18 protein-coding genes are annotated in these 22,569 nt (G+C 58.9%); 7 read left to right on the plus strand and 11 right to left on the minus strand.

Annotated elements, in window-relative coordinates; genetic code table 11:
- Window positions 1-59: 59 nt before the first annotated feature.
- Genes AC1RM7_RS17890 through AC1RM7_RS17900 form a run of 3 tightly spaced genes read right to left on the minus strand, consistent with a single transcriptional unit; the run spans window position 60 to window position 2,830 of the window.
- Window positions 60-1,091, minus strand: a complete 1,032-nt coding sequence (locus tag AC1RM7_RS17890) for an aromatic ring-hydroxylating dioxygenase subunit alpha (RefSeq protein WP_006019401.1) — start codon at window positions 1,089-1,091, stop codon at window positions 60-62.
- 39 nt (window positions 1,092-1,130) lie between these two features.
- Window positions 1,131-1,886, minus strand: a complete 756-nt coding sequence (locus AC1RM7_RS17895; protein WP_024921432.1) for an SDR family NAD(P)-dependent oxidoreductase — start codon at window positions 1,884-1,886, stop codon at window positions 1,131-1,133.
- Between the two features lie 2 nt (window positions 1,887-1,888).
- A complete protein-coding gene (locus tag AC1RM7_RS17900) occupies window positions 1,889-2,830 on the minus strand; it encodes an oxamate carbamoyltransferase subunit AllG family protein (RefSeq protein WP_034460876.1) in 942 nt (313 codons plus the stop codon).
- 391 nt (window positions 2,831-3,221) lie between these two features.
- Between AC1RM7_RS17900 and AC1RM7_RS17905 the strand changes: the two genes are divergently transcribed.
- On the plus strand, window positions 3,222-4,373 hold the full coding sequence (locus AC1RM7_RS17905; protein WP_006019398.1) for an ABC transporter substrate-binding protein: 1,152 nt from the start codon (window positions 3,222-3,224) through the stop codon (window positions 4,371-4,373).
- A gap of 62 nt (window positions 4,374-4,435) precedes the next feature.
- On the opposite strand, the gene AC1RM7_RS17910 is transcribed toward AC1RM7_RS17905, so the two are convergent.
- Window positions 4,436-5,683 carry an NAD(P)/FAD-dependent oxidoreductase gene (locus tag AC1RM7_RS17910; protein WP_024921430.1) on the minus strand — a complete coding sequence of 416 codons (1,248 nt, stop codon included), beginning with the start codon at window positions 5,681-5,683 and terminating at the stop codon, window positions 4,436-4,438.
- Window positions 5,680-6,003: a 2Fe-2S iron-sulfur cluster-binding protein gene (locus tag AC1RM7_RS17915; protein ID WP_024921429.1), complete on the minus strand. Its 324-nt coding sequence runs from the start codon at window positions 6,001-6,003 to the stop codon at window positions 5,680-5,682. The genes AC1RM7_RS17910 and AC1RM7_RS17915 overlap by 4 nt, the downstream gene beginning before the upstream one ends.
- Window positions 6,004-6,088: 85 nt before the next feature.
- Between AC1RM7_RS17915 and AC1RM7_RS17920 the strand changes: the two genes are divergently transcribed.
- Entirely contained in the window at window positions 6,089-8,413 is a 2,325-nt protein-coding gene (locus AC1RM7_RS17920) for a xanthine dehydrogenase family protein molybdopterin-binding subunit (RefSeq protein WP_024921428.1), read from the plus strand.
- A gap of 65 nt (window positions 8,414-8,478) precedes the next feature.
- On the opposite strand, the gene AC1RM7_RS17925 is transcribed toward AC1RM7_RS17920, so the two are convergent.
- The 3 genes from AC1RM7_RS17925 to AC1RM7_RS17935 all read right to left on the minus strand — a co-directional run bounded on the left by AC1RM7_RS17925 (window position 8,479) and on the right by AC1RM7_RS17935 (window position 11,610).
- Complete coding sequence (locus AC1RM7_RS17925; protein WP_024921427.1) at window positions 8,479-9,816, minus strand: MFS transporter; 1,338 nt, start codon at window positions 9,814-9,816, stop codon at window positions 8,479-8,481.
- Between the two features lie 125 nt (window positions 9,817-9,941).
- Window positions 9,942-10,724, minus strand: a complete 783-nt coding sequence (locus AC1RM7_RS17930; protein ID WP_024921426.1) for a class II aldolase/adducin family protein — start codon at window positions 10,722-10,724, stop codon at window positions 9,942-9,944.
- 64 nt (window positions 10,725-10,788) lie between these two features.
- Complete coding sequence (locus AC1RM7_RS17935) at window positions 10,789-11,610, minus strand: class II aldolase/adducin family protein (RefSeq protein WP_024921425.1); 822 nt, start codon at window positions 11,608-11,610, stop codon at window positions 10,789-10,791.
- Window positions 11,611-11,969: 359 nt separating this feature from the next.
- Here AC1RM7_RS17935 and AC1RM7_RS17940 point away from each other — a divergent pair, with 359 nt between their 5' ends.
- On the plus strand, window positions 11,970-12,938 hold the full coding sequence (locus AC1RM7_RS17940) for a LysR substrate-binding domain-containing protein (protein WP_492943902.1): 969 nt from the start codon (window positions 11,970-11,972) through the stop codon (window positions 12,936-12,938).
- Window positions 12,939-13,081: 143 nt separating this feature from the next.
- Here AC1RM7_RS17940 and AC1RM7_RS17945 read toward each other — a convergent pair whose 3' ends face one another.
- The gene (locus AC1RM7_RS17945; protein ID WP_492839010.1) at window positions 13,082-14,314 is read right to left on the minus strand and encodes a CaiB/BaiF CoA transferase family protein; all 1,233 of its coding nucleotides are present in this window, start codon (window positions 14,312-14,314) and stop codon (window positions 13,082-13,084) included.
- 2 nt (window positions 14,315-14,316) lie between these two features.
- Window positions 14,317-15,084: an enoyl-CoA hydratase/isomerase family protein gene (locus tag AC1RM7_RS17950; RefSeq protein ID WP_006019388.1), complete on the minus strand. Its 768-nt coding sequence runs from the start codon at window positions 15,082-15,084 to the stop codon at window positions 14,317-14,319.
- Between the two features lie 205 nt (window positions 15,085-15,289).
- Between AC1RM7_RS17950 and AC1RM7_RS17955 the strand changes: the two genes are divergently transcribed.
- From AC1RM7_RS17955 to AC1RM7_RS17965, 3 genes are all read left to right on the plus strand, one after another.
- Entirely contained in the window at window positions 15,290-16,339 is a 1,050-nt protein-coding gene (locus AC1RM7_RS17955; RefSeq protein WP_024921422.1) for an AraC family transcriptional regulator, read from the plus strand.
- Between the two features lie 151 nt (window positions 16,340-16,490).
- Window positions 16,491-16,724: a hypothetical protein gene (locus tag AC1RM7_RS17960; protein ID WP_152544199.1), complete on the plus strand. Its 234-nt coding sequence runs from the start codon at window positions 16,491-16,493 to the stop codon at window positions 16,722-16,724.
- Window positions 16,721-17,941 (plus strand): ABC transporter substrate-binding protein, encoded by a 1,221-nt coding sequence (locus tag AC1RM7_RS17965; protein ID WP_006019385.1) that lies wholly within the window; start codon window positions 16,721-16,723, stop codon window positions 17,939-17,941. Before AC1RM7_RS17960 ends, AC1RM7_RS17965 begins: the two co-directional genes overlap by 4 nt.
- 409 nt (window positions 17,942-18,350) lie before the next feature.
- On the opposite strand, the gene AC1RM7_RS17970 is transcribed toward AC1RM7_RS17965, so the two are convergent.
- Window positions 18,351-19,070 (minus strand): Crp/Fnr family transcriptional regulator, encoded by a 720-nt coding sequence (locus AC1RM7_RS17970; protein WP_024921421.1) that lies wholly within the window; start codon window positions 19,068-19,070, stop codon window positions 18,351-18,353.
- A 467-nt stretch (window positions 19,071-19,537) separates the two neighbouring features.
- On the opposite strand from AC1RM7_RS17970, the gene AC1RM7_RS17975 reads away from it, so the two are divergent.
- Window positions 19,538-22,552 (plus strand): ATP-binding protein, encoded by a 3,015-nt coding sequence (locus AC1RM7_RS17975; protein WP_244434506.1) that lies wholly within the window; start codon window positions 19,538-19,540, stop codon window positions 22,550-22,552.
- The last annotated feature ends 17 nt before the right edge of the window (window positions 22,553-22,569 follow it).

The following is a 22,569-nucleotide window of genomic DNA, read 5'->3' on the forward strand; positions in this document are numbered from 1 at the left end:
GAAGTGTCCGCGCGCCAGAGATGATCTTTGGCGCGCGCGATTGTGTACGGATCGTCAGCTCAACCGGCAGACTCCAGTTCCGCGATAATAAGTTTATCGACCATCCGGCGCATCTTCATCGGCGCCGCGTCGATTCCCAGAATGATGCGCTTGTAGTTCGGGTCGCGCTCTTCCTCGAGCTGGATCCGCTCCAGGATGACCTTGTCTTCCTTGAAAGCCATATCGAGATCGGCGGTCAGCGAGGCGTCCATGTTGTGCTCGTTGGTGCGGAAGTTACGAACATGGAACCAGTGCTGAAGCACCGTCCGTTCATCGACCGGGGTCAGAACGTGGCAGGCAAACATCCGAACGCCCTTATCTCTGTCCTCCGTATCGGGAATCGAACCGGCAGGGCACGATCCCATGTCGATCGCGAAGTAGCACGGCGTCGAGTAATTGTAGTAGTGCCAGCGATCGACTGACCCGGTGAGCTTGCCGTACTTCGAGAAAAGCGGAATCGCCGGCCCGTTGCGGATCCATCGCCACACGGTGATTTCGTTGTTGCGGTATTCGTTGTTGACCGGAACGGTGGCCCCGGCCGGAGTGCCAAGAGTTGTTGTGTGAACGAACGTGACGTGCGCCGGATCAAGCAGGTTGTCGCAAAGGCTGAGATAGTTGCACTCGATCCGCAGCGTGTCGCCCTGCACGGCGTGCCAGCCTTCGGCCTCGTACTGCGGCAGATGAAACATCTTGCTGAGATCGGCTTTCTTCGGATCGCCCATCCAAAGCCACACCAGCCCGTACTTGATCTGAAGCGGATATGAGCGGACCAGCGCGTTGCCCGGAATCACATCCTGCCCCGGAATGAGAACGCATTTTCCGCTGCAGTCGAATGTCATGCCGTGATAGCCGCATTCGATGTTGTCACCCTTCAATTTGCCCAGCGACAACGGGGCAAGACGATGCGGACACGCATCCTGAAGAGCCGCGATGCTTCCGTCCTCCAGACGATAGATGACGATGGGTTCTTCGAGCACCACGTGCCGAGTCAACTCCCGGCCAACACGATCGGCCCACACCACCGGGTACCATGCATTGGTAACGTATTTCATTTTGTTGCTTCCCTTCGACAGTCAAGAATTCCGCAGCCGTCAGTGATAGTAAGCGCCGCCATCGACAACCAAGGTCTGGCCGGTGATGAAAGCGGCATGCGGGCCCGCAAAAAAAGCGACGGCGCCAACAACGTCTCCAGCCAGCATGTCCCGCTTGAGCGCCCTGTTGCGCACGGAAAATCCGGAAACCGTGTTCGCCAGTTCGGGATTGTTTTGAACGCCATCGCTCAGCGTGAAGCCGGGCGCGACGCTGTTGACGAGAACACCGTGCTCGCCAAGCTCGGTCGCAAGCGTTCGTGTCATGGACACGATCGCGCCCTTTGAGGCGACGTAATGCAACATGCCGGGATTGCCCTTGAAGGCGACACCCGACGAGATGTTGATGATGCGCCCGGAGCCCTGCTTCTTGAATGCCGGCAGTACCGCCTTGCAGCACAGAAACTGCCCGATGACATTGACATTCAGCATTTTTTGCCAGTCATCGACTGTAAGCTGCTCGAATGGCTTGAGGGACAGGGTGGAATAGATCGCGGCGTTGTTCACCAGAACGTCGACGTGCCCGAACCGTTCGACGGCCGCTGACGCCATGCGGCCGGTGTCCTGCTCGCTGGAAACATCCGCATCGACATGGTGGGCCTGATATCCGCGCTGGCGCAATTTATCCGCGGCGGCCGAACCTCCCTTGAGATCTGCAATCATGATCGACGCGCCCTGCCCGGCCAGCGCCTCGCAGATCGCATAGCCGATCCCCATCGCGCCGCCGGTGACGACAGCCACCTTTCCTGTCAGGTCCATTCCTAGTCTCCAGTTCCGAAAAGTGAGGGCGGTACGATGTAGAACCCTCTTCCGATGGGTGCGGCAGCACCTCTTTTATCGAGGATCGCAAGATTGATGATCGGCGTGACGCCGGTGGCGCGGACGACGTCGGTATCGATGATGCCCTTACCGCTGTTAATGATGGCGCTGGCGCGCGATTGCGCATCCAGCGGGAGCAAATGTGCCCACTCCGCTGCGAGCACTGGCGCATGACTTAACGCCTGTCCGCCAAACCCGCAGATATCGACGAGCGCGCTGTCACCGATGGCGCCCAGGGCCGGCGCCGTCTGCTGTTGATTGAAGCGGATTCCTATTGGCGGCGCGCATGATACGGTCGACCAGCTTGTCTCGCCGCGCCGTCGCAAGCCAAACTCAATGCCGTTGCCGCCAATGGCCACGATCTCGCTTGCCGATGTGTGCAGTTTCCACGCGGCCCAGGCCATCCAGATGCCCAGGACGAAACCGGGATTCGCCCGGATATCGGCCACGATGCCGGTGGGCAATTCGCTCCTGAGTTCGAGCAACCGATCGTTTCCGGCCCGTGTGATGGCGTGGCAGTCGTCCCCCTCGCGCAGGGCCTCCCGCATTATCGATTCGATGTCCGGCAGTTTGCCAAGCTGCGGATTGAGTGCTCGCGCCACCTCCGCGGTCCAATCGCGCGCGCGCGCGACACAGAGTGGATCGGCGGAGCCAAATCGCAACGCTGGCGGCGGCCCTTCGGAGACAGGAGAATAGAAGACGCTGTCATTGTCCCCGACCTCGAAACACCACATCGACGGCGCAGCCACCATCGCGAGCGGAACAGCAATGCCGTGGTCCTGCGCCGGCTTGAGTGAAAGTGAACCCGCCTCAAGCATCCCGCGCGCGGCTGAGGTATCCTCGGCGAAACCTCCGATCACCGCGGCCTGCTCCGCGGCCGCCATGACCGCGCCCGGCGGTTTGCCTTTGTAAGGCGGTCCAGCATGAAGCAGAGTGTGTGCAGGCAGGTCCGCCCTGGCGTCACTTAACCGAACGAGACGACGAAGATGCGCAAGCTTCCGATTCATTCCGCACTCACCTGGCGCACAGAATGCGCGGCCTTCCGACGTGGATTTGCGGCATTCGCCAAACAATAAGCGGCGTCCGCCGACCCACTCATCCTATTTATAGCATGATAGAGATAAGCGGCAAGTGCGCAAAGCGAGTTTTTCGTGCAAATTGCCCCGAAAAATAGCACCATCGATTACATTTGCGGCTTGGTCATACTATTAATAGGGTGATAGTGTGACTTAGCGCGCAAACAGGCGGGCGGGTAAAACCGGAGGGAGGAATTCAATGAAATCGTCTTGGTCCAGAATATTGCTAGCGGTCCTGTCAACCAGTGTCGGGACAGGCGCAATAGCCCAGGAAACCATCAAGCTCGGCGTCAATCAGCCCCTGACGGGCGTTGTCGCCGCGTCGGGGAATTTCGTCACCAACGGCGCCAAGATCGCCGCGGAAGAGATCAATGCGAAGGGAGGCGTGCTCGGAAAGAAGCTTCAACTGATCATCGAAGATAATAAGAGCAATCCCACCGAAGCTGCGAACGTCGCCGAGAAGCTGATTACGCGCGACAAGGTGCCCGCAATGATGGGCGCATGGAGCTCGACCTACACACTCGCAGTGATGCCAAAGCTGATGGAATACAAGGTCCCGATGCTGGTCGAAACGTCCAGCGCCGACAAGATCACGACCATGGGCAACCCGTATGTATTCCGCATCAGCCCGACCAACAGCATGGAAGCCAAGAGCTTCACCCGCTTTGTCGAACCGCTGAAGATCAAGAAGGTCGACTTCCTGGTCGTCAACAATGATTGGGGTCTCGGTGCGGCTGCCGAATTCGGGAAAATGCTGAAGGAAAAGGGCATCACCGTCAATCGCACGCTGCATATGGACGCAGCGGCGCAAGACATGTCTTCGCAGCTCTCGACCATCAAGAGCACAGACAGTGACACCCTCTTCACGACATCCGGCCCGGAACAGATGACGCTGGTGATGAAGCAGGCGCAGGCGCTCGGCATCAAGCGACAGATCATCACCACCGGCGGTACCGTGCCGGATCAGTTGATTGCCCAGGCCGGCTCGGCAGCGAACAATTCGTTGCATGACGCGATGTTTGCGCCGTGGTTCCCGGAAACCTCGGCAGATCCTGCAGCGGCCCGCTCGTTCATCGCAGCGTGGGAAAAAACCGGACTTCCGTTTGCGGGACTGCCTGAGGGCGCGCGCGGCTATGACGGCATTCAGGTGCTGGCCGCAGCCATCAAGAAAGCCGGTGTCGCTGAGCCGGAGAAGATTCGCGCAGCTCTTTGGGAGATCGAGTTTCCCGGCCTGACCGGCCGCATCGTCTTCGAGAAAGTCGGTCCGGCCGGCGCCGAGAGCGGACAGAGCCCGGCGACAACGCACCTCGTCAAGATCGACGATGGAAAGGTCGTGCTGGTCAGCAAGTAACGGGCAAGGATCAGCGGCGGCGCCGATATCGGCGCCGCCGCTATTTTTTTACTCCGAAAAAACTAGGCCTGAACGGTGCGAAGCTTTGCGAGATTGAACGCGGCATCACCGGCCTGCTGCGCAGTTGGTGAAATTTGCCGCCCGATCAGGTCCCGCGCGACCATGTGATCCCTGGCGGCGTTGATCGAATCCACCGCCACAAGACGGCTTTCGCGAAAATGAAAGATCGAAAACGAATGGCCTCCCATGTCGCCACGCAGAACATGCGTGTCCGCCCCCCGCGACAGCCCCGCAATCTGGAGCTTCATGTCGTACTGGTCCGACCAGAACCACGGCGTTCCAAGACTTGGCTTGTCCGTTCCCAGCAGTGCGCAGGCCGCCGACCGGCCCTGCTCGACTGCGTTCTGAACCGACTCCAGCCGAAGCATGGTGCCATCCAGCAGGCGGCGAACCGTACAGTCGCCCGCAGCGACAACATTGGGAACCGAGGTGCGTCCGCATGCATCCACTACGATTCCATTTTCGCACACGATTCCAGCAGCCCTTGCCAGTTCGTCGTTGGGCGTCACGCCAATTCCCGCAACCACCAGCCCGGCAACGATGCAGCGTCCATCAGCAAGCTGGACCTCGACAGCATGCGCTGTGATTTTTCGGATTTCAGCTATCCGCGCTTCAAAAATCAATGTCGCGCCGCGATCGGCATGCAGCCGAGCATACCACGCGGACAGTTCTGCGGACAAAACTCTTTCCAGCAGACGCGGAGCCGCCTCGAGGACAGTAACTTCGATACCAAGTTTTCGTGCGCTCGCCGCGACCTCCAGTCCGATGAACCCTCCCCCGACAACGACCAGAGGCAGTTCCATTCGCGCGCAATTCTGAAGTCCGCGCGCGATCGCGTCAGCATCGGCGCGTGATCGCAGCGTCCGAACCAGATCGCGGGCTTCTTGCGCCTGCGGAAGCTGACGCGGCGTCGCGCCCGTGGCGAGAACCAGCCCGGTGTAGGCCAATGCTCGCCCATCGCGCAGCAACACGGCTTGCGATCTCACATCGATCGCCGACACGGATGCGCCGGTGCAGAGATCGATCCGCTTCCTCTCCAGCACGGAGGGATCACGCAGCGTCAGCTGTTCAGGGTCCAGTTTGTCCGTGAGCCACGCTTTCGAGAGCGGAGGCCGCTGATAAGGCGCGTGCGGCTCGGCACCGAGCAACGTGACCCGGCCCTCAAACCCTTCGCTGCGAAGCGTTTCGGCTGCCTGAAGACCGGCCTGCCCGGCCCCGACAATGACAATGTGGGGATCGGTGCCGGTCACGTCTGGCACTCGGGAACGGTGACAACGAGTCCGTCGATCGCGGGTGAGGCCTTGATCTGGCATGACAGGCGACTGTTGGGACGCCGCTCGGCTTTCACTTCGTCCAGAAGTTCAAGTTCGTCCTCGCCAGGCGGCGGGAGTTCCGTCAATCGCTCTTGCTCGACGTAGACATGGCAGGTCGCGCAAACACAGGACCCGCCGCACTCGGCGACAATACCGTCGATGCCGTTTTTCACTGCGGCCTGCATCAGGCTCCAGCCCTCGGGCACATCCAGTTGAGACGTTGTTCCCGACGGCTGAATGACTGTAATCTGAACCATATCTCTCTATCTCATTGTTGTCCTATAGATAGAATGATATAAAGCAATTCGGCCTGTGGCAAGCGGTGATCGGATCGGAGGGATGATGGATTTTCAGGGCGTCGGCGCGTCGTTGCTGCGAAAGGAAGACGACCGCTTCTTGCGCGGCCGCGGCCAGTATGTGGGCGACCTCAAGCTGCCCGGACTCAAGGACGTCGCCTTCGTCCGCTCCCCACTCGCTCACGCGAAGATCCGTGGCGTGCGAATCCCGCCGGAATTTCAGGATCGCGTTTTCACCGCCAGCGATCTTACAGACGTCAAACCGATCGTCGCCGCATCCGGCCTGCCCGGCTTCAAGCATTCGGAGCAGCCTCTTTTGGCGCACGAAAAGGTCCGGCAGGTCGGCGAGCTTGTCGCCATGTGCATAGGCAGTACGCGCGCCGAAGCTGAAGACATCGCCGGCGCAGTTGAACTAGACCTCGACGAACTGCCGGTGGTGAGCGAGATGCTGACCGCGAGACGGCCCGGTGCACCGCTGGTTCACGACCATTGGGGCGATAACGTTTTCCTGGAAACGTATATCGACGTGAATATGGAGGCGGCCTACGACGCCCCGATCAAGGTGACCCGTGAAATCAGGACGGCGCGGCAATGCATGGCGCCGCTGGAAGGGCGCGCCACTGTTGCTTATTGGGACAAGCGCCTCGATCAGCTAGTGCTCTATACCGGGACGCAGCAGCCGCACATTATCAGAACCGGCATCTCCGAATGTCTCGGGCTCGACCAAAGCAAGGTACGGGTCATCTCGCCCGACGTCGGAGGCGGCTTCGGCTACAAGGCTCTCATGCCGCCGGAAGATGTTTGCCTCGCCTGGCTTGCGATGCACTGCGGTCATCCGGTCCGCTGGATCGAAGATCGCCGCGAGCATCTGACTGCGAGCGCAAACTGCCGCGAGCATCATTATGTCATCACCGCATACGCGGATCGCGACGGCACGCTGCGCGGCATCGAGTGCGAGGCCACCGTCGATTCCGGCGCTTACTCATCTTACCCGTTCTCGGCCTGTCTTGAGGCCGCGCAGATTGCGAGCATCCTGCCGGGGCCTTACGACTTTCCGTCATATCGCTGCCGGACTTGGTCGGTCGCAACCAACAAGTGTCCAATTCTCCCTTATCGCGGCGTCGCCCGCACGGGCGTCTGCTATGCCATGGAACTGATGGTGGATGCCGTCGCGCGCGAGGCAGGACTCGATCCTCTGGAGGTGCGGCTGAAAAATCTGGTGAAGCCTGAGCAGATGCCGTTCGACAACATCACCAAAAAGCATTTTGACAGCGGCGATTATCCTGAAGCTTTGAAACGCGCCATGGCAAGGATCAATCTCGACGCCATCCGCAAACAGGAGGAAAACACCCACAGACTGATCGGCATCGGTCTTTCGATCTATTGCGAGCAGGGCGCGCACGGCACATCGGTCTATTCCGGCTGGGGAATCCCGATGATCCCGGGATACGAACAGGCGACTGCGCGCGTCACGCCGGATGGAGGTCTCGAGCTTCGTATCGGTGTCCATTCGCACGGGCAGAGCATGGAAACAACATTGCCGCAGATCGCCCACGAGATTCTGGGCATCGAGACCGCGAAGATCAAGCTCGTCCACGGCGACACCGAATACACGCCATACTCGACCGGAACCTGGGGTTCGCGATCAGCTGTAATGGCAGGCGGTGCCGTGTCACGCGCCTCGCAGGAAATCGCCGGCCTCATCAAAGGCATCGGGGCGCATCTGCTGCAAACCGATGTTGCGAATGTACGCCTTGAGGACGGCTGTGTGATCGGGCCATCGGGAAGCGTGACTGTTAAGGAAGTCGCTCACACCTGGTATCGGCGCCCTCAGGATCTCCCTGCCTCGGTCGATCCGCGCGGCCTTGAAACCACGATTGGCTACAAGCCGGTGCGCGACTCCGGCACATTCAGCTACGCCGCACATATCGCCGTCGTTGCAGTGGACCCGGAAATGGGCGACATCGAAATTCTCGACTACGTGATCGTCGAGGACGGCGGCAAGCTGATCAATCCGATGGTCGTCGACGGCCAGATCTACGGCGGCCTTGCACAAGGTATCGGCACGGCTCTCTATGAAGAGATGCCGTTCGATCCATCAGCACAACCGCTGGCATCGACCTTCGCGGATTATCTGCTGCCTGGGCCAACCGAGGTTCCCGCTCCGCAGGTCGAGCACATGGAAACGCTGTCACCTTACACGGAGTTCGGTGTCAAAGGTCTTGGTGAAGGCGGTGCGATTGCTCCTCCCGCCGCCATCGGCAACGCTGTCAACGACGCACTCAAATCGCTGGGGGTGGAATTACTGTGCTGTCCGATGACACCGCGGCGGGTGCTGGAGGCAATCTACCGCGCGAAAGGTAACGCGTAGCATATACTGCACGTAGCGAAAACCTGCGGTGTCGTCACAACACCGCAGGCCGGAAGTTGGAGGCGTCAGACTTTCTTCGAGTCGCCTGCGAATTCCGTTTTCGTATCGTGCCCTAATACCAGCACCAAAAACGCAGCAACAGCCGGAAGTACCGCGAGAACAAGTAATCCGGTTATTGTGTTTCCGGTGAGTTCCTTGACCCAGCCGATGAGATAAGGGCCGCCGAAGCCCGCCAGGCTGCCGATCGAATTGATCAGCGCAATGCCGCCGGCGGCTGCAACCCCGGTCAACAAGGCCGTCGGAAGAGTCCAGAACAGCCCGAATGCTGCAAATCCGCCGACAGCCGCCACGATGAGCGCCACCATGGTAAGAGGCAGGTTCCCCGCATAGGCTGATGCGACGAGCGCAGCGGCCGTCACGAACAGCGGAACTGCAATGTGCCACACGCGCTCTTGTGCCCGATCCGAGCGGCGTCCCCACAGATACATGGCGATGGTGCCGAATGCGAACGGCAGCGCGCTGACAAATCCGGTCTGAACGTTCGTCAACCCGAAGCCCTTTACGATCTGCGGCAACCAGAACTGTATTCCGTAGAGACCAGCCAGGAGTCCGAAGTAGACGAAACTCAATGCCAGCACCTTGGACGACTTCAGCGCCTGCAACAGCGTCATGCGATGAGCCGCTTCCTTGGCGCTGCGCTCGCCGTCAAGCCTGGCCTCGAGCCATTTCTTCTGCTCCGGGTCGAGCCATTTCGCATCCGACGGACGGTCCGTCAGGTAAAAGAAGGCAATGACGCCGAGGATCGCAGCCGGAATCCCCTCAATGATGAAAAGCCATTGCCAACCCTTCAGGCCCAGCATGTTGTTCATCTCGAGCAGGAGCCCCGAAACTGGTCCGCCGAATACCGCGGACAGCGGCGCGCCCAGAATGAAGGCTGACATCACGCGGGCCCGATATTTTGCCGGATACCAGTAGGTGAGATAGAGAACGATCCCCGGGAAAAATCCGGCCTCGGCAACACCGAGCAGAAAGCGAAGGGCATAGAAGCTGGTCGGCCCGCTGACGAACGCCATCGAAGCGGAAATCAGTCCCCACGTCACCATGATGCGCGCAATCCAGCGACGCGCGCCGAAATGATGCAAGGCGATATTGCTCGGCACTTCCAGGATAAAATAGCCGATAAAGAAGATGCCCGCGCCCCAGGCATAGATGAGCGGCGTGAATGCGAGATCCGCGTTCATGGTCAGCGCAGCAAAGCTGACGTTGACCCGGTCCAGCACGCATATGAAATAGGCCAGGATCAGAAATGGCAAGATTCGGACCGAAACAGCGCGCATCGTCGATTTTTCGATATCGCTTTCCGCCATATCCTCCGGCAAGGCATCAACTGCTATCTGACTCATCTGTGTTTCTCCCCATGTGAAAATGATTGGGCGGATTTTTCCGCGTCTTATTGCAGCCGGCGCGGCTCTTGGGGCCCGCCGGCTGTTTGCTGCTTTGAAACTGTTTGTTTTGTCCGTTCGTCTGCCTATTGACGGAACGTCGATCCTTCGGCGTCGAGCTGCCTGATCAATGCGTCGTAGGTGTCCTGACCGAACGCATGCTTCTCATCGAAGCCCTTGGCGACGGCCGTTTGCGACTGCTGCACGGTACGCTTCAGTACCGCTTCCGGCAGATGCCTCAGCTCCTTGCCCATCTGCAAGGTGTGCACCTGCACCTCGCAGGCGCGCTGCAACATATACATTCGGAAGAATGCGGCCGCGGCGGTCTCTCCGCAAGTCAGCAAACCGTGATGGCGCAGGATCATGACGTTCTTGTTGCCTAACGACTTCACCAGCCGTTCACGCTCGCTGAGATCGACCGAAATTCCTTCGAAGTCGTGATAGGCCACTTCGCCGTAAAGCTGCGCGCCATAGAAACTATGCGGCGATAGACCGCCGTCCGCGCATGCAACCGTCACGCCCTCGGTCGTATGGGTATGCACGATGTAATGAGCATCCTCGCGCGCCATGTGGATCGCGGAGTGGATGGTAAACCCCGGCGCATTGACCTTGGCATCGCTGCCGTCAACGACGTTGCCATCAACATCGATCTTCACCAGATTCGACGCGGTGATTTCATTGTACATCAACCCGAACTGGTTGATGAGAAAGTGACGCTCCGGTCCCGGAACGCGCGCGGTAATATGATTGTAAATAAGCTCGGTCCAGCCGAACCGGTCGCAGATTCGGTAAAACGCCGCCAGTTGCTCACGTGCGTGGCGCTCTTCGGACGATATCTGCGACAGCTTTGGTTTGACGTGCCGGTTCATGAATTCCTCCTGGCATTTAAGAATTTGATCCGCGGCCGCCCTCATGGGAGCGGCCGCGATGCTCCTAGTCGAGAAAGTCCGGCTGCTCTTTCAGAATGCGCGCATAGAGCGACTGGAACTGAAACCATCCGCTGAACGACGAGCCGACGATTTGATAAGCCTGCTGTGCGGACTTTTCCGAAATCATCTTGAGCTTCTGCCCGGAGTAAGCAGCCGCGGCTTCTGCCATCAGTTGCACCTGGCACGACCGGTCCATGGTAATGAACCACCATGCCGCCTCGTCGACGGTCTGGCCCACTGTGAGAAGGCCGTGATTTTGCAGGATGGCTGCCTTGTGCGGGCCGAGCGCCTTCGCGATCTGTTGTCCCTCGTCGAGATCGACCGCGACCCCGCCGTAATCGTCGTAAAGCGCGTGATCGTTGTAGAAGGCGCAAACGTCCTGCGAAATTGGATCCAGCTTGCGGCCGAGCGCGGCAAAGGCGCGGCCATAAGTCGAGTGTGAATGCGCCGCGCCGACTGAGTCCGGACGAGCTGCATGGACACGCGAGTGAATAGCAAACGCGGCAGCATTCACCGGCCGATTGCCTTCGACTACCTTTCCGTCGTGCCCGACACGGATCAGATCGGATGCCTTGATCAGGCTGAAGTGCATTCCGAACGGATTGACCCAGAACGTGTCAGTGAATTCGGGATCGCGCGCCGTGATGTGGCCAACGACACCCTCCTCGAAGCCGAATTTCGAGAACAACCGGAAGCTGGCGGCCAGGCGCTGCTTGCGATGCAACCGCTCCTCGCCAACTGTTGCAAATACCGGCGGGCGCGGCAGATCCGTGTACATCTTCTCGGCAGCCGGTGTTGAATCATGGAATTTCTGCGGGGCGTTCATCTGGTTCTCCTTCACTGTAAATGCGCAACTGGAACGGTCGCCGGCCAGCAGGCATTCGCATGCACCGCCCGCGCGGCCGGAATTAATGTCGGCGGAGATAACCGCGGTCATCGGCAACCGAAATGGAGGCGGTTGAATCGGCCGGGCAATTGCAGCGACATGCTGCATCGCCCTGGCGCTCGAATGCTTTGGCCAATCATCGTCCTCCGTCATGCCCTTTGTGAGCTTGTTGCCGGTTAGCGAGCATGGCTGACATGCTGCGGCAGCCGCGTTGCCCGTCTTGACATTTGGTGCGAGCATGATCAGGCGTCTTCCGGGGCGCAAATGAATTCCCTTGCGGCCATATGAATGAAATTCACATGCAACGATCGCGATCATCGCTTCCACCGTTATCCACGCTACGGTCATTCGAAGCCGCAGTGAGATTGGGCAGCTTCAAGGCTGCTGCGGAAGACTTGAGCCTGACTCAGTCGGCGATCAGCCATCAGATCAGTTCGCTGGAAACGCATTTTTGCGTCAAACTTTTCGTGCGCGACGGAAACAAGGTCGTGCTTACGAAAGATGGCGCGATGTACGGGACGTCAATCCTGAAAGCTTTCGCGGAATTATCACGCGCCGGCGAAGCGCTGCTAAGCAAGGAACGCAGGGAAATCGTGAGGGTTAGCGCCTCGCCCAGCTTCGCGACATTCGCCGCGCTGCCCCATCTTCAGAAATTCAAATCCGCTAACAGGTCTCTCGATCTCCGACTTGAAGCACGAAACACCGATGTGGATTTCAACACTGAAAGCATCGATGCCGCCATTCAGGTCGGTGGACCGCCGTTTCGCGGCTTGCATGCCCACAGGCTGTTTCGGTCAAAACTTGCGCCTTTGGCCCATCCCGATCTCTGCGAGAAATTCGCGCCATTGAAGAGCGCCAAGGATCTCGCGCGAATGCCCCTTATCGAGCTCAATAATATTCCTGGAATGTGGGAGCAATGGTTTGCCAAGGCAGACCCCAGAATCAAATTGAATGAACTCAACCTATCGAGCGACAGCCTGCTGGCGGCAATCCAGATGGCAGAGTCAGGCGTCGGTGTTGTCCTCGCGCCGTTCCCCTTGACGGCATCGGTTGTGGCGGCTGGCCGCCTCAAGGCCCTCTTTCGTCCGTCACTCCTGATGGACAAACGCGATTTTCATCTCGTCTATCGGAAAGAGGACGCCACCAGCGCGAAGATCAAGGCAATTCGCAAGTGGCTGAAAGACGTGATTGCTGAACTAGAACAGCGTACCAATACGAACGATCTGCGATTCCCTTTTTGCTTGGCTCACCTTGTATGGATTAAGTGAGCCGCGCCTGTGATTCAAAGTGGCAGCGCTTCGGTAATCATACCCGTGCACGAGCCAAAAACGCATGACATTGTACGCCGCAGTTTTTTCATCGATCATTGGCTTCATTACAAACTCCGGTCATGCAAGACGGCGGGCACTGCTCAGTCATACGCCCCGACCGGACTTCGCCTGCTGAGGAGCACCTTGCGCTGTTGCAGATCCGTAATGCGCGAATCCGGAACATTGTTCTCCCGGAGAATCTCCTCGTTGTGCTCGCCCTGAAACGCCGGGACACCAGGAAGAGGCAGTTCGGATTCGCTGAAGCGCCATGGATTGCCCGGCATGCGGGTGGTATTTCCGGCGCGGTCCTCAACCTCGACAACCGCGCCCCATTCCTTCACCCATTCCGACTCAGCAAACTCGCGGACAGTCCGGACTCTCCCGACCGCAAGGCCGGCCTCGCTGACCTGCGCCTGAAGCAATTCAAGATCAGAGAATGTGGTCAGCCATGACCGGATTTCCGCCAGAAGCGATGGCAAATTCTGACGCCGCAGTTTCGCCGTGGCGTAACGCGGATCGGCCAGCAGGTCGTTTCGCCGCATCATGGCGCAATATCGGCTGAACATCGGAGAGTAGATCGGACTTCCCGCGATGGTGAGCCTGCGCCCGTCGGACAATTCGAAGATATGAGATTCATTGGCCGACAGCGCGATCGGCTCGCCGTCGGTGTCGATGCCCGAGAGCTGCGCGCCCGCGCGCTCGTTGACGGAGAGCATCGTGGCTGCCATCGACACGTCCACGTGCTGGCCCTCACCGGTTCGACTGCGATGATTCAGTGCGGCGAGAATCGCAATGACACCCTGGAGCCCGGTATAGACGTCCGCGTGGCTGCAGGCGTCTCCTCGCGGCTCGGACAGCGCATTGCCGAAATGCTCCTCGACAATCGCAGTCAGTCCGGTTTCGGCCTGCACCGTGGGAGCGAAAGCGGGCCGATTGCGCCACGACGTGTTCTGGCCGTATCCGCTGAGTGAAGCGTAAACAACCTTCGGATTGAAGGCGCGGACGTCTTCGTATGCCAGACCGAAGCGCTTCAGCGTGCCGGGCCGGAAATTCTCAACGATGACGTCGGCGTTGCGGCACAGATCAACCACGATCTCGCGCGCCTCCGCCCAGTTCAGATCGATGCTCAGATTCCGCTTTCCCGCGTTCTGCTGGACATAGTAGAGGCCCATATCGCCGATATGCGGCAGACTCACGCGGCCGAGATCGCCCGACGGCGGCTCGATCTTCGTGACCTGCGCACCGAGATCGCGAAGCGCTTTCGTGCAATGCGGTCCTGCGAGCACACGGGTGAAATCGATAACGCGCAATCCTTCCAGAGGAGCTGAAGACACGGTCAGTCTCCCTTGAACGCTGCAGAGGCCGGGCCGGTTGCAAAGAACGCGTCGAAGCCCCGCTGCCGATCAGCAGCCTTCCAGATCATGTCATTGATCTCGATCTGCCGCTCGTCGGCAGACGCAACGCCGCCCCGCGATGCAAGGTTCGCCTGCATTTTGATGCCTTTGATCACCGCCGTTGGACCCGCCGCCAGTTGACGCGCCCACGTCAGCGACGCGGCGGGCAGTTCCGCCTCGGGCACCACGAGATTGATGATGCCCCAGCGCTCGAAGGCTTCCGGCGTATGCCGCCGCCCGAGCATGGCAATTTCCTTTGCCCGCGCCGCGCCGGCACGCTGCGCCAAACGCTGTGTCCCGCCAAGCAGCGGGAGCAGTCCGACGGTAACTTCAACCTGCCCCAGAAACGCGGTGTCCGCGGCGATGATCATGTCGCAGGTCAGCGCCAGTTCAAGACCACCGCCGAGAACGCCTCCGTGTACCGCAGCAACAGTCGGGACCGGGACATCTTCAATCGCATCGAGAAACTCGGTGAAGCGTTTTTGATCGCTCTGGATCATGGTGGTCGTGCCGAAGGATTTAAGCTCTGCGCCGGCGCAGAAGTGGCGCATCGAGCTGCGCAGCAAAATTGCGCGGCAGCCCCCTGCGAGCACCGCCCGGTAAGCTGCGATCAGATCCGCGATCATCTGGTCGTCGATCAAATTGTGCGGCGGCTTGGCGAGCGTCACGACGCCTACTGCGCCGTCCATCTCGTGCGTGACTGTCGTCAATTTTCTCTCCCATTTCACCGGCGCGGCGGGTCCTGAAGCCCGCTTCCTCGTTGCGGCAACTTGTCCGCCGCTCACGCCGCCAGCAACGTCAAGAAGTGCCAATATTCAGGTCCGAAAATGCCAACTGCAGTGCACAATGCGATGACAGAGGGGGTCCAAACGTGCCAATCTGAAAGAAAAGAACACGACGCGGCCGGAGGAACCAATGCTGATATCCAAGATCATCAGTCCGCTGTCGGACGATATCGATGCGCCGACTCAAAGCATGCTTGGGCTTGCCGCTCTTGCGGCCGAACTCGCCGCCGAAGGTGTTTCCGTGAAGGATCTGTTCGCCCGCACCGGTGCCCTTCCGTCTCAGCTCGAAGACCCGCATGCGCGCATCTCGCGGCGTCAGCGTCTGGCGATCTATCGAAATGCCGTCGCGCTCGCGAAACGAACGGATATCGGACTGCTCGCAGGCGCGCGGCAGCGCATCAGCGATTACGGAATCTATGGCTATGCGATGGTCAGCAGCCCGACATTCGGGGAAGCACTGAAGTTTTCTATCGAGCACATCACGCAAGCCGGATCCACCGTGCTGCAAATCAGTTATAGCGTGGAGAATGGCACAGCGATCCTCCGCAGCCATGGCACCCAGTCACTCGGTCACCTGCTTCCGTTCGTCGCGGAATTCTGGCGGAGTTCGATGACAGCGCTTTTCAGCAGGGTTCTGGAGGCGCCGTTCCCGACAACACGCATGCTGTTTCCCTATCCCGCCCCCGTTCATTGGCGAAACTATGAGCGGATGTTTAATTGCCCGATTGAGTTCGACGCCGGCTCGATGGAATGGCACTTCCCGGTCGAGGTGATGGATCGGTGCTGTCCTAACGCCAACCCGATCACCGCACAGGTCTGTCAGCAGTTCTGCAACGCAGTGATGGCCCCAACTCCCGGAGAAACAGAGCTGGTGCGCCGGATAAGAACCGCATGCTTCAACAGCCCGCGACGCTTCCCGACCGCTGAAGAGATTGCGGACCAGCTCGGTCTTTCGCTGCGTACGCTGCATCGGCGATTGGCGCAGGAAGGACTGTCGTATCAATCCGTTCTGGACAATATGCGCCGATCGGTGGCGACCGAATTTCTGGAAAATACCCATCTCATGATCGACGAGGTTGCCGAGCGGGTGGGGTTTTCGGACGCCACGAGCTTCCGCAAGGCTTTCCGTAAGTGGACCGGTCATTCGCCGACACACTATCGTCCGCGTCACCCCGGCTAGCAGTCCCAGCCTGACATACGCTGCAAAACATCGCGTTTAATCGCGATGCAACCGTCCCGCCTTGGCATTTTAGGACGCGGCATTTGGCACGGTTCGACGTTGTCATACCAGGTAGAGCGAACAAGATTGGCGTGGCCGCCTGGGAGACTCCATGTGCAACCTCGATAGCATTTATGCCCTGATCGTTTTGGAAGGCGCTGTTCTCGAAAGGCAACCGCTGCGACTCATGCAGAACGGTTCTCAAAGCGACATTCCAGAGGGGCCCGGCCGCGAATTTAATGATGGCGTGCATCAGGGCGCACCTCCCAAATCCGGTTCTTCACGGCGCTTTGTGACCAGACCCAAGATCTGGCAACCCAAACATGATTACACGGAGGGAATATGAGGCACATTCGATCGTCGATAATTGCTGGCGTCGTCGGCTTGAGCATGAGCGTTATCGCACCGGCGCACGCCCAGAAAAAATACGATCCGGGCGCGTCGGACACGACCATCAAACTCGGAAACATCATGCCCTACAGCGGACCGGCTTCCGCCTATAGCGTCATCGGAAAGACGCAAGCCGCTTACTTCAAGAAGATCAACGATGACGGCGGCATCAACGGCCGGAAGATCGAATTCATCAGCTACGACGATGGCTACAGCCCACCGAAGGCGGTCGAACAGGCGCGCAAACTAATCGAGAGCGACGAAGTGCTGCTGATTTTCAGCCCGATGGGGACGCCGTCGAACTCGGCGATCCAGAAGTACATGAACGCAAAGAAGGTGCCCCAGCTTTTTCCGGCGTCTTATTCGTCCAAATGGAGCGACCCAAAGACCTACCCATGGACGATGCTGCTCGGCACCAGCTATCAGACTGAAGGAAGCATCTATGCCGCCTACCTCCTTCGCGAAAAGCCGGACGCGAAGATTGCCATTCTTTATCAAAATGACGATTTCGGAAAAGAGTTGTTGAGCGGACTGAAAGCCGGCCTTGGCGCGAAGGCATCGATGATCGTCGAGGAAGCTCCTTATGAAGTGGCCGACCCAACCATCGACTCGCAAATCGTCAAGCTGAGACATTCCGGCGCCGACGTGATGTTTACCTTCGGCACGCCGAAATTTGTCGCGCAGAGCATCAAGAAGATCGCTGAGTTGGGATGGAAGCCCATGCACTTTGTCCCCAACGTCGCCTCGTCCGTGGGAACGGTCATCGTGCCCGCAGGCGTTGAGAATGCGCAAGGCGTGCTGTCAGGAACCTTCATCAAGGATGCGTCGGATCCGCAGTGGGACAACGATAAGGGTATGAAGGCCTACACCTCGTTCCTCGCGAAATATATGCCCGACGCCAACAAGGCAGACAGCCTCATGATCCACGGTTATATGGGCGCCCAGTTAATGGTTCAGGTGCTCAAGCAGAGCGGCGATAACCTGACCCGCGAGAACATCATGAAACAGGCTGCAAGCATCAAGAACTTCGAGTCCGACGTCCTGATTCCCGGTATTCTGGCAAACACCGGCGAGAAGGACTTTTCTCCGCTCGAAGACATGCAGATGATGCGGTTCAAAGGCAGCCGTTGGGAGCCTTTCGGTGTCGTCATCAAGGGCCGCAGCGACGGCTAGCCGCAGGTTCATCGCTCTGTGAGTTGCTTCACATACCCCACCCGCGAATGGGCCTAATGAATGCCTCCTTCAAAGGAGGCATTCATGCAAACCCAGATAGGAAAGTTTACCCATTCCGGGTTGAGCAGTCGGCGAAACTGGATTGTGTGTTGGAGATGGTCTCTTGCGGTCCTGGCCGTGGAATTCGCTATTGTCATAGCCCTGATCGGATTCGCCGCAAACTCTCGGTCAGTCGCGCCTGTGAAATCATCTTCTCAGGTTGAACAGGCAAAGCAAAACTCTACGCACAGCCGCAAGGCGTGTCCGCTGGGCAACCTTCAGAAAACGCAAAGCCTCTGACAGACGGACGGCTGATCGATTCGGCACCGCCCGGCCGAGACTTGTCCTGATCGGCAGATCCCGAGCGTGATCAGTCTTGCGATCGCTCCGCCATACTCCTCAACGAATCTACATCGATGACGGTGATCGATCCGCGTTGAAGACGGACCAGTTTCCGGTCAGCCCACTCATGCAGTTGCTTGTTGACGCTCTCCCGCGACAGGCCAAGCATCTCGCCAATTTCCTGCTGCGTGATAGTAATCTTCTTATCCACAGCAGCGCCCGGCCGATCAATCAGACGGACAAGGGCCTTGGCCAGCTTGCCTGACAGATCCGGGAATATGACCTGCTCTACGTGATCGCTGATCCAGCGCAATCGTACACACAGCAGTTCTATCAGTTTTGTTGCCAGCACCGGTTGACTGGCCAATAGAGAGAAGAAATCCCTTCTATCAATGACAAACAGCTCGCAGTCCGAATTTGCAATGGCATCGGCAGTTCTGGCAAGACCATCGAGAACCGCAATCTCGCCGAACATCTCTCCCGCATCGACCATATTGAAAATAGCGCCCCGGCCATCGGCGGACGAGACGCCGATCTTCACCGTGCCGCTGATAATGAAGAACAGGCTTTGGCCCGGATCCCCTTTGGCGAAAATCGTTACACCCCGTTTGAAGGTTCTCTTTTTGGCGTAGTGGCACAACTGATCCAGCGCCTCAGTCCCGAGGTCGCGAAACAGTGGGTGGTTACGCAAGACATTCGTCTTGTCCCCGGCAGATCGGGCTACGGTTGGCTTGTCGTCCTGAAGCATCGCTTTACGGCCCGATCGCGAAATAGCTAAACTTGCTCTTGTTCGGCGATCCTCAGGATACGCCGGGAACAAAACAATACAAACTCCTTGAAGTTTCAATGAAATGCAGCCTGGGAGGGACGCAGCCCTTGGTATATCCGCGGCAGCCCTTGGCTTGCGGTTATTTTTTAGGCGTGTATCCCCACCGCATGGGCTCGTTCATCTTGCTATTGCCCAAGGAACCCTTAAACCTATTTGGGCTAAGGAATTGCGGGGCTGCCATAACCATAGGGTAGCGTAGCTTGGTCGGCGGCATAGATCATCGCTGTAGCTACTGCGGTTTCGTTATGGAACCGACAGCGAGATTTTGCGGTGGCTGCGGTCGCCCGAAGGCCCGCTCCAGCGAGCCGGCGTCGAACGCGCTCTCATTTCTGCAGTCGAACATCCCCCCCGACCTTGCCGACCGCATCCTGCGTTCCGGCGGTGCGATGCTGGGCGAGCGCAAGCACGTCACAGTCGTTTTTGCGGATGTCCGCGATTCGACTGCGCTCATTGATCAGCTCGATCCGGAAGAAGCGCTCCAGGTTCTCGGCCCTGTCCTGAAAAGTCTGATGGATGCAGTCCATCATCACGACGGTTTCGTGAACCAGACCCTCGGCGACGGGATTATGGCGCTGTTCGGAGCTCCTATCGCGCGGGAGGATCATGCGGTCCAGGCGTGCAGCGCGGCACTGGCCATGCGGACCGCCGTTGGTGAACTCAACCAGCGGACCGGACGGGACATCGCCATTCGCATTGGCATGAATTCCGGAGAGGTCGTCATTCATTCGATCGGCAACAATCTGGCGATGAACTACGATGCCGTCGGCAAGAGCGTTCACTTGGCCGCGCGCATGGAGGAACTCGCCGCACCCGGCAAGATTCTGCTGACAGCGGCAACGCACGATCTCGCGAAAGGGTTTGTGACGGTGGAGCCGCGAGGATTTGCGGAGGTGAAAGGCGTCTCGGAAGCAGTTGAAGTTTTCGAACTGACGGCAATACGGATAAGAACGCGATGGCAGGTTCGCTCCGCGCGAGGCCTCAGCATTCTCGTTGACCGTCAGAATGAAATGCGCATCCTGAGAAGTGCGATCGAGAGTGCTGCAGCGGGAAATGGACAATCGTTATGCATCGTCGGCGCCGCCGGGTTGGGGAAATCCCGGCTGATACACGATTTCATCCGGAATCTTTCGGACGAATGGACCGTCCTTGAGACCGCCTGTCCCTCGCAGCGAACAAGTTCGAGCTACTATCCCATTGGCATACTCATCAGAGCCATGTTCGGGATTGGCATTGATGACACTCCCGAGACTGTCATTACGCGCGTTAAGGAGGGGATCGACCGGCTGGGGAGCAACTTGTCGGTCTTCTTGCCGCCGATTCTCTCGCTGCTGGATCTCAACACCGACGACCAGGAGTGGAAAAAACTGGAACCATCCGAGCGGCGGCTTAAAACCATGGAAGCCGTCAGATCGCTGGTTTTTCATCACGCACAATTGAATCCCTCGGTGATCCTGGTCGAGGACGTTCACTGGGCCGACGCAGAGACCAAGCTCATTCTGCAAAATCTGGCTAGCGCGCTGGAAGGGACGCGGACGGTTCTGATCCGAACGCAACGCCCCGAGGGCGGCCCGGTAGATAGCGGCACAATCGGCATCGATTTGTCGCCGCTTGACGATGTGACCTCGCACCAGTTGATGGACTGGCTCATGGGCGACGACAGCAGCCTCATTCCGTTAAAGCGGAAAATACTGGCGCAGTCCCAAGGCAATCCCCTTTTCATGGAAGAACTGGTCCAGACACTCAAGGAAACGGGGTATCTCGAGGGACAGCCGGGGAACTATCTGGCCGCGAAACGAACCGGCCGGGTTGAAATTCCACAAACCATTCACTCGGTGCTCGCGGCGCGCATCGATCTGCTGGACGGGTTTCCAAAGTCCCTGTTGCAGACGTCAGCCGTTATCGGCACCGAGATTTCCGTGGCCCTGCTCTCGGAAATGCTGGACGTGACTCCCGCGGAGATTTCCGGCGAACTGCGAACGCTGGAAGCTGCCGATTTTCTCCGGAAAATCAGAAGCACCACATCCGCCGACTATTCCTTCAAGCATGAGCTTACGCGTGAAGTTGTCTACGGCACGATGCTGCTGGGCCTTCGACGCTCCCTTCATGCCAAAGCCGTCGACATTATCGAGTCGCGCTTTCCCGATCGTCTTGACGAGTATATTGATCGGCTCGCCGACCACGCATTCAAGGCCGAGCTATGGGAAAAGGCCGTCCCCTATCAATTGCGCAGTTGCCGCCGCGCGGTAAAGCGCGGAGCCAATCAGGACGCGATCAACATCTTCGAGCGCGGCCTCGAAACCCTGTCGCATCTGCCGGCCTCCCCCGCCAAGATCAAAACCGAGATCGATTTCCGCCTGACGCTGGTGATTGCGCTCGAACCGCTCGGCAAGCATCGCCGGATTGCGGAGGTCTTGCGCGAAGCGAGCCGTCTGGCCGACGCCTCGGGAGACCCCGTGCGCACCGCCGCGGTCAATTGTCAGCTCGCTGTGGCGCTATGGAGGCTTGGTGAGCATGCCCCCGCGATGGCAGCGGCCGAAACCGCGAGCCGCATTGCTGACAAGATCGGCGATCCATCTCTCCAGTTCGCAGCACTCCTCATCGTGGGTATTGTCCATCACGAGCTCGGCAATTTCGCGACATCGATCGAGATGCACGAAAAGTGCATCGAGATCGAAACGCCGGAGCTTGACCAGAAACGGGCCGGTTGGGCCGCCTATCCGAGCGTTCTTTTGCGCACCTTCATGGCGGACTCCCTGATTGAACTCGGCGACCTCGACCGCGCGGAAACCGTGGCGGAAGACGCCAGCAGGCGCGCTGAGATCCTGGATCACGCTTACTCGCGCGCAAATATCAATCATGTGCTCGGTCGCCTGCGGACGACCCAGGGGCGGCACGCAGAAGCACTCTCGCTTTTGCGCGAAAGCTGGCAGACCTGCCTGGATCTCGAAATGGTCCAGATGTATCCCGTCTTCGCAGCCCGCATGGGTGAAGCCCATCTCGCGACGGGCGACGTCGAGACAGCCCTCAATATCCTATCGGTGCCCGAGCGGCTCGACGTACCTTTGGCGGAGCATTCGTTCGGCTGGCGCTATCTTTTCATTGCGCAAGGCCGGGCCCTGCTCGCGGCTGGCCGTCTCGCCGAAGCGCATGCGGCCGGTGAGCGCGCTCTGTCGCTCGCCGAACAGCGCGGCGAGCCCCCGCAGCAGGCCTATGCGACGCATTTGCTCGGTGAAATCGCACGAGCCAGCAATCCGGATGATCCAGTCGCCGCCGAAGTCTATTTCAGCCTCGCGTTGGGGTTTGCAGAGAAATGCGGCATGCGCGCCTTAGCAGTTGCTTGTCGTCACGCGATGGAAAGCTCCGAAAATCGAAACAAGGAACCGAGCATCGCGAACCGGTAATTTCTCTTAGTCTTGAC

The organism is Afipia sp. GW822-FHT03D08 (genome assembly GCF_058801645.1).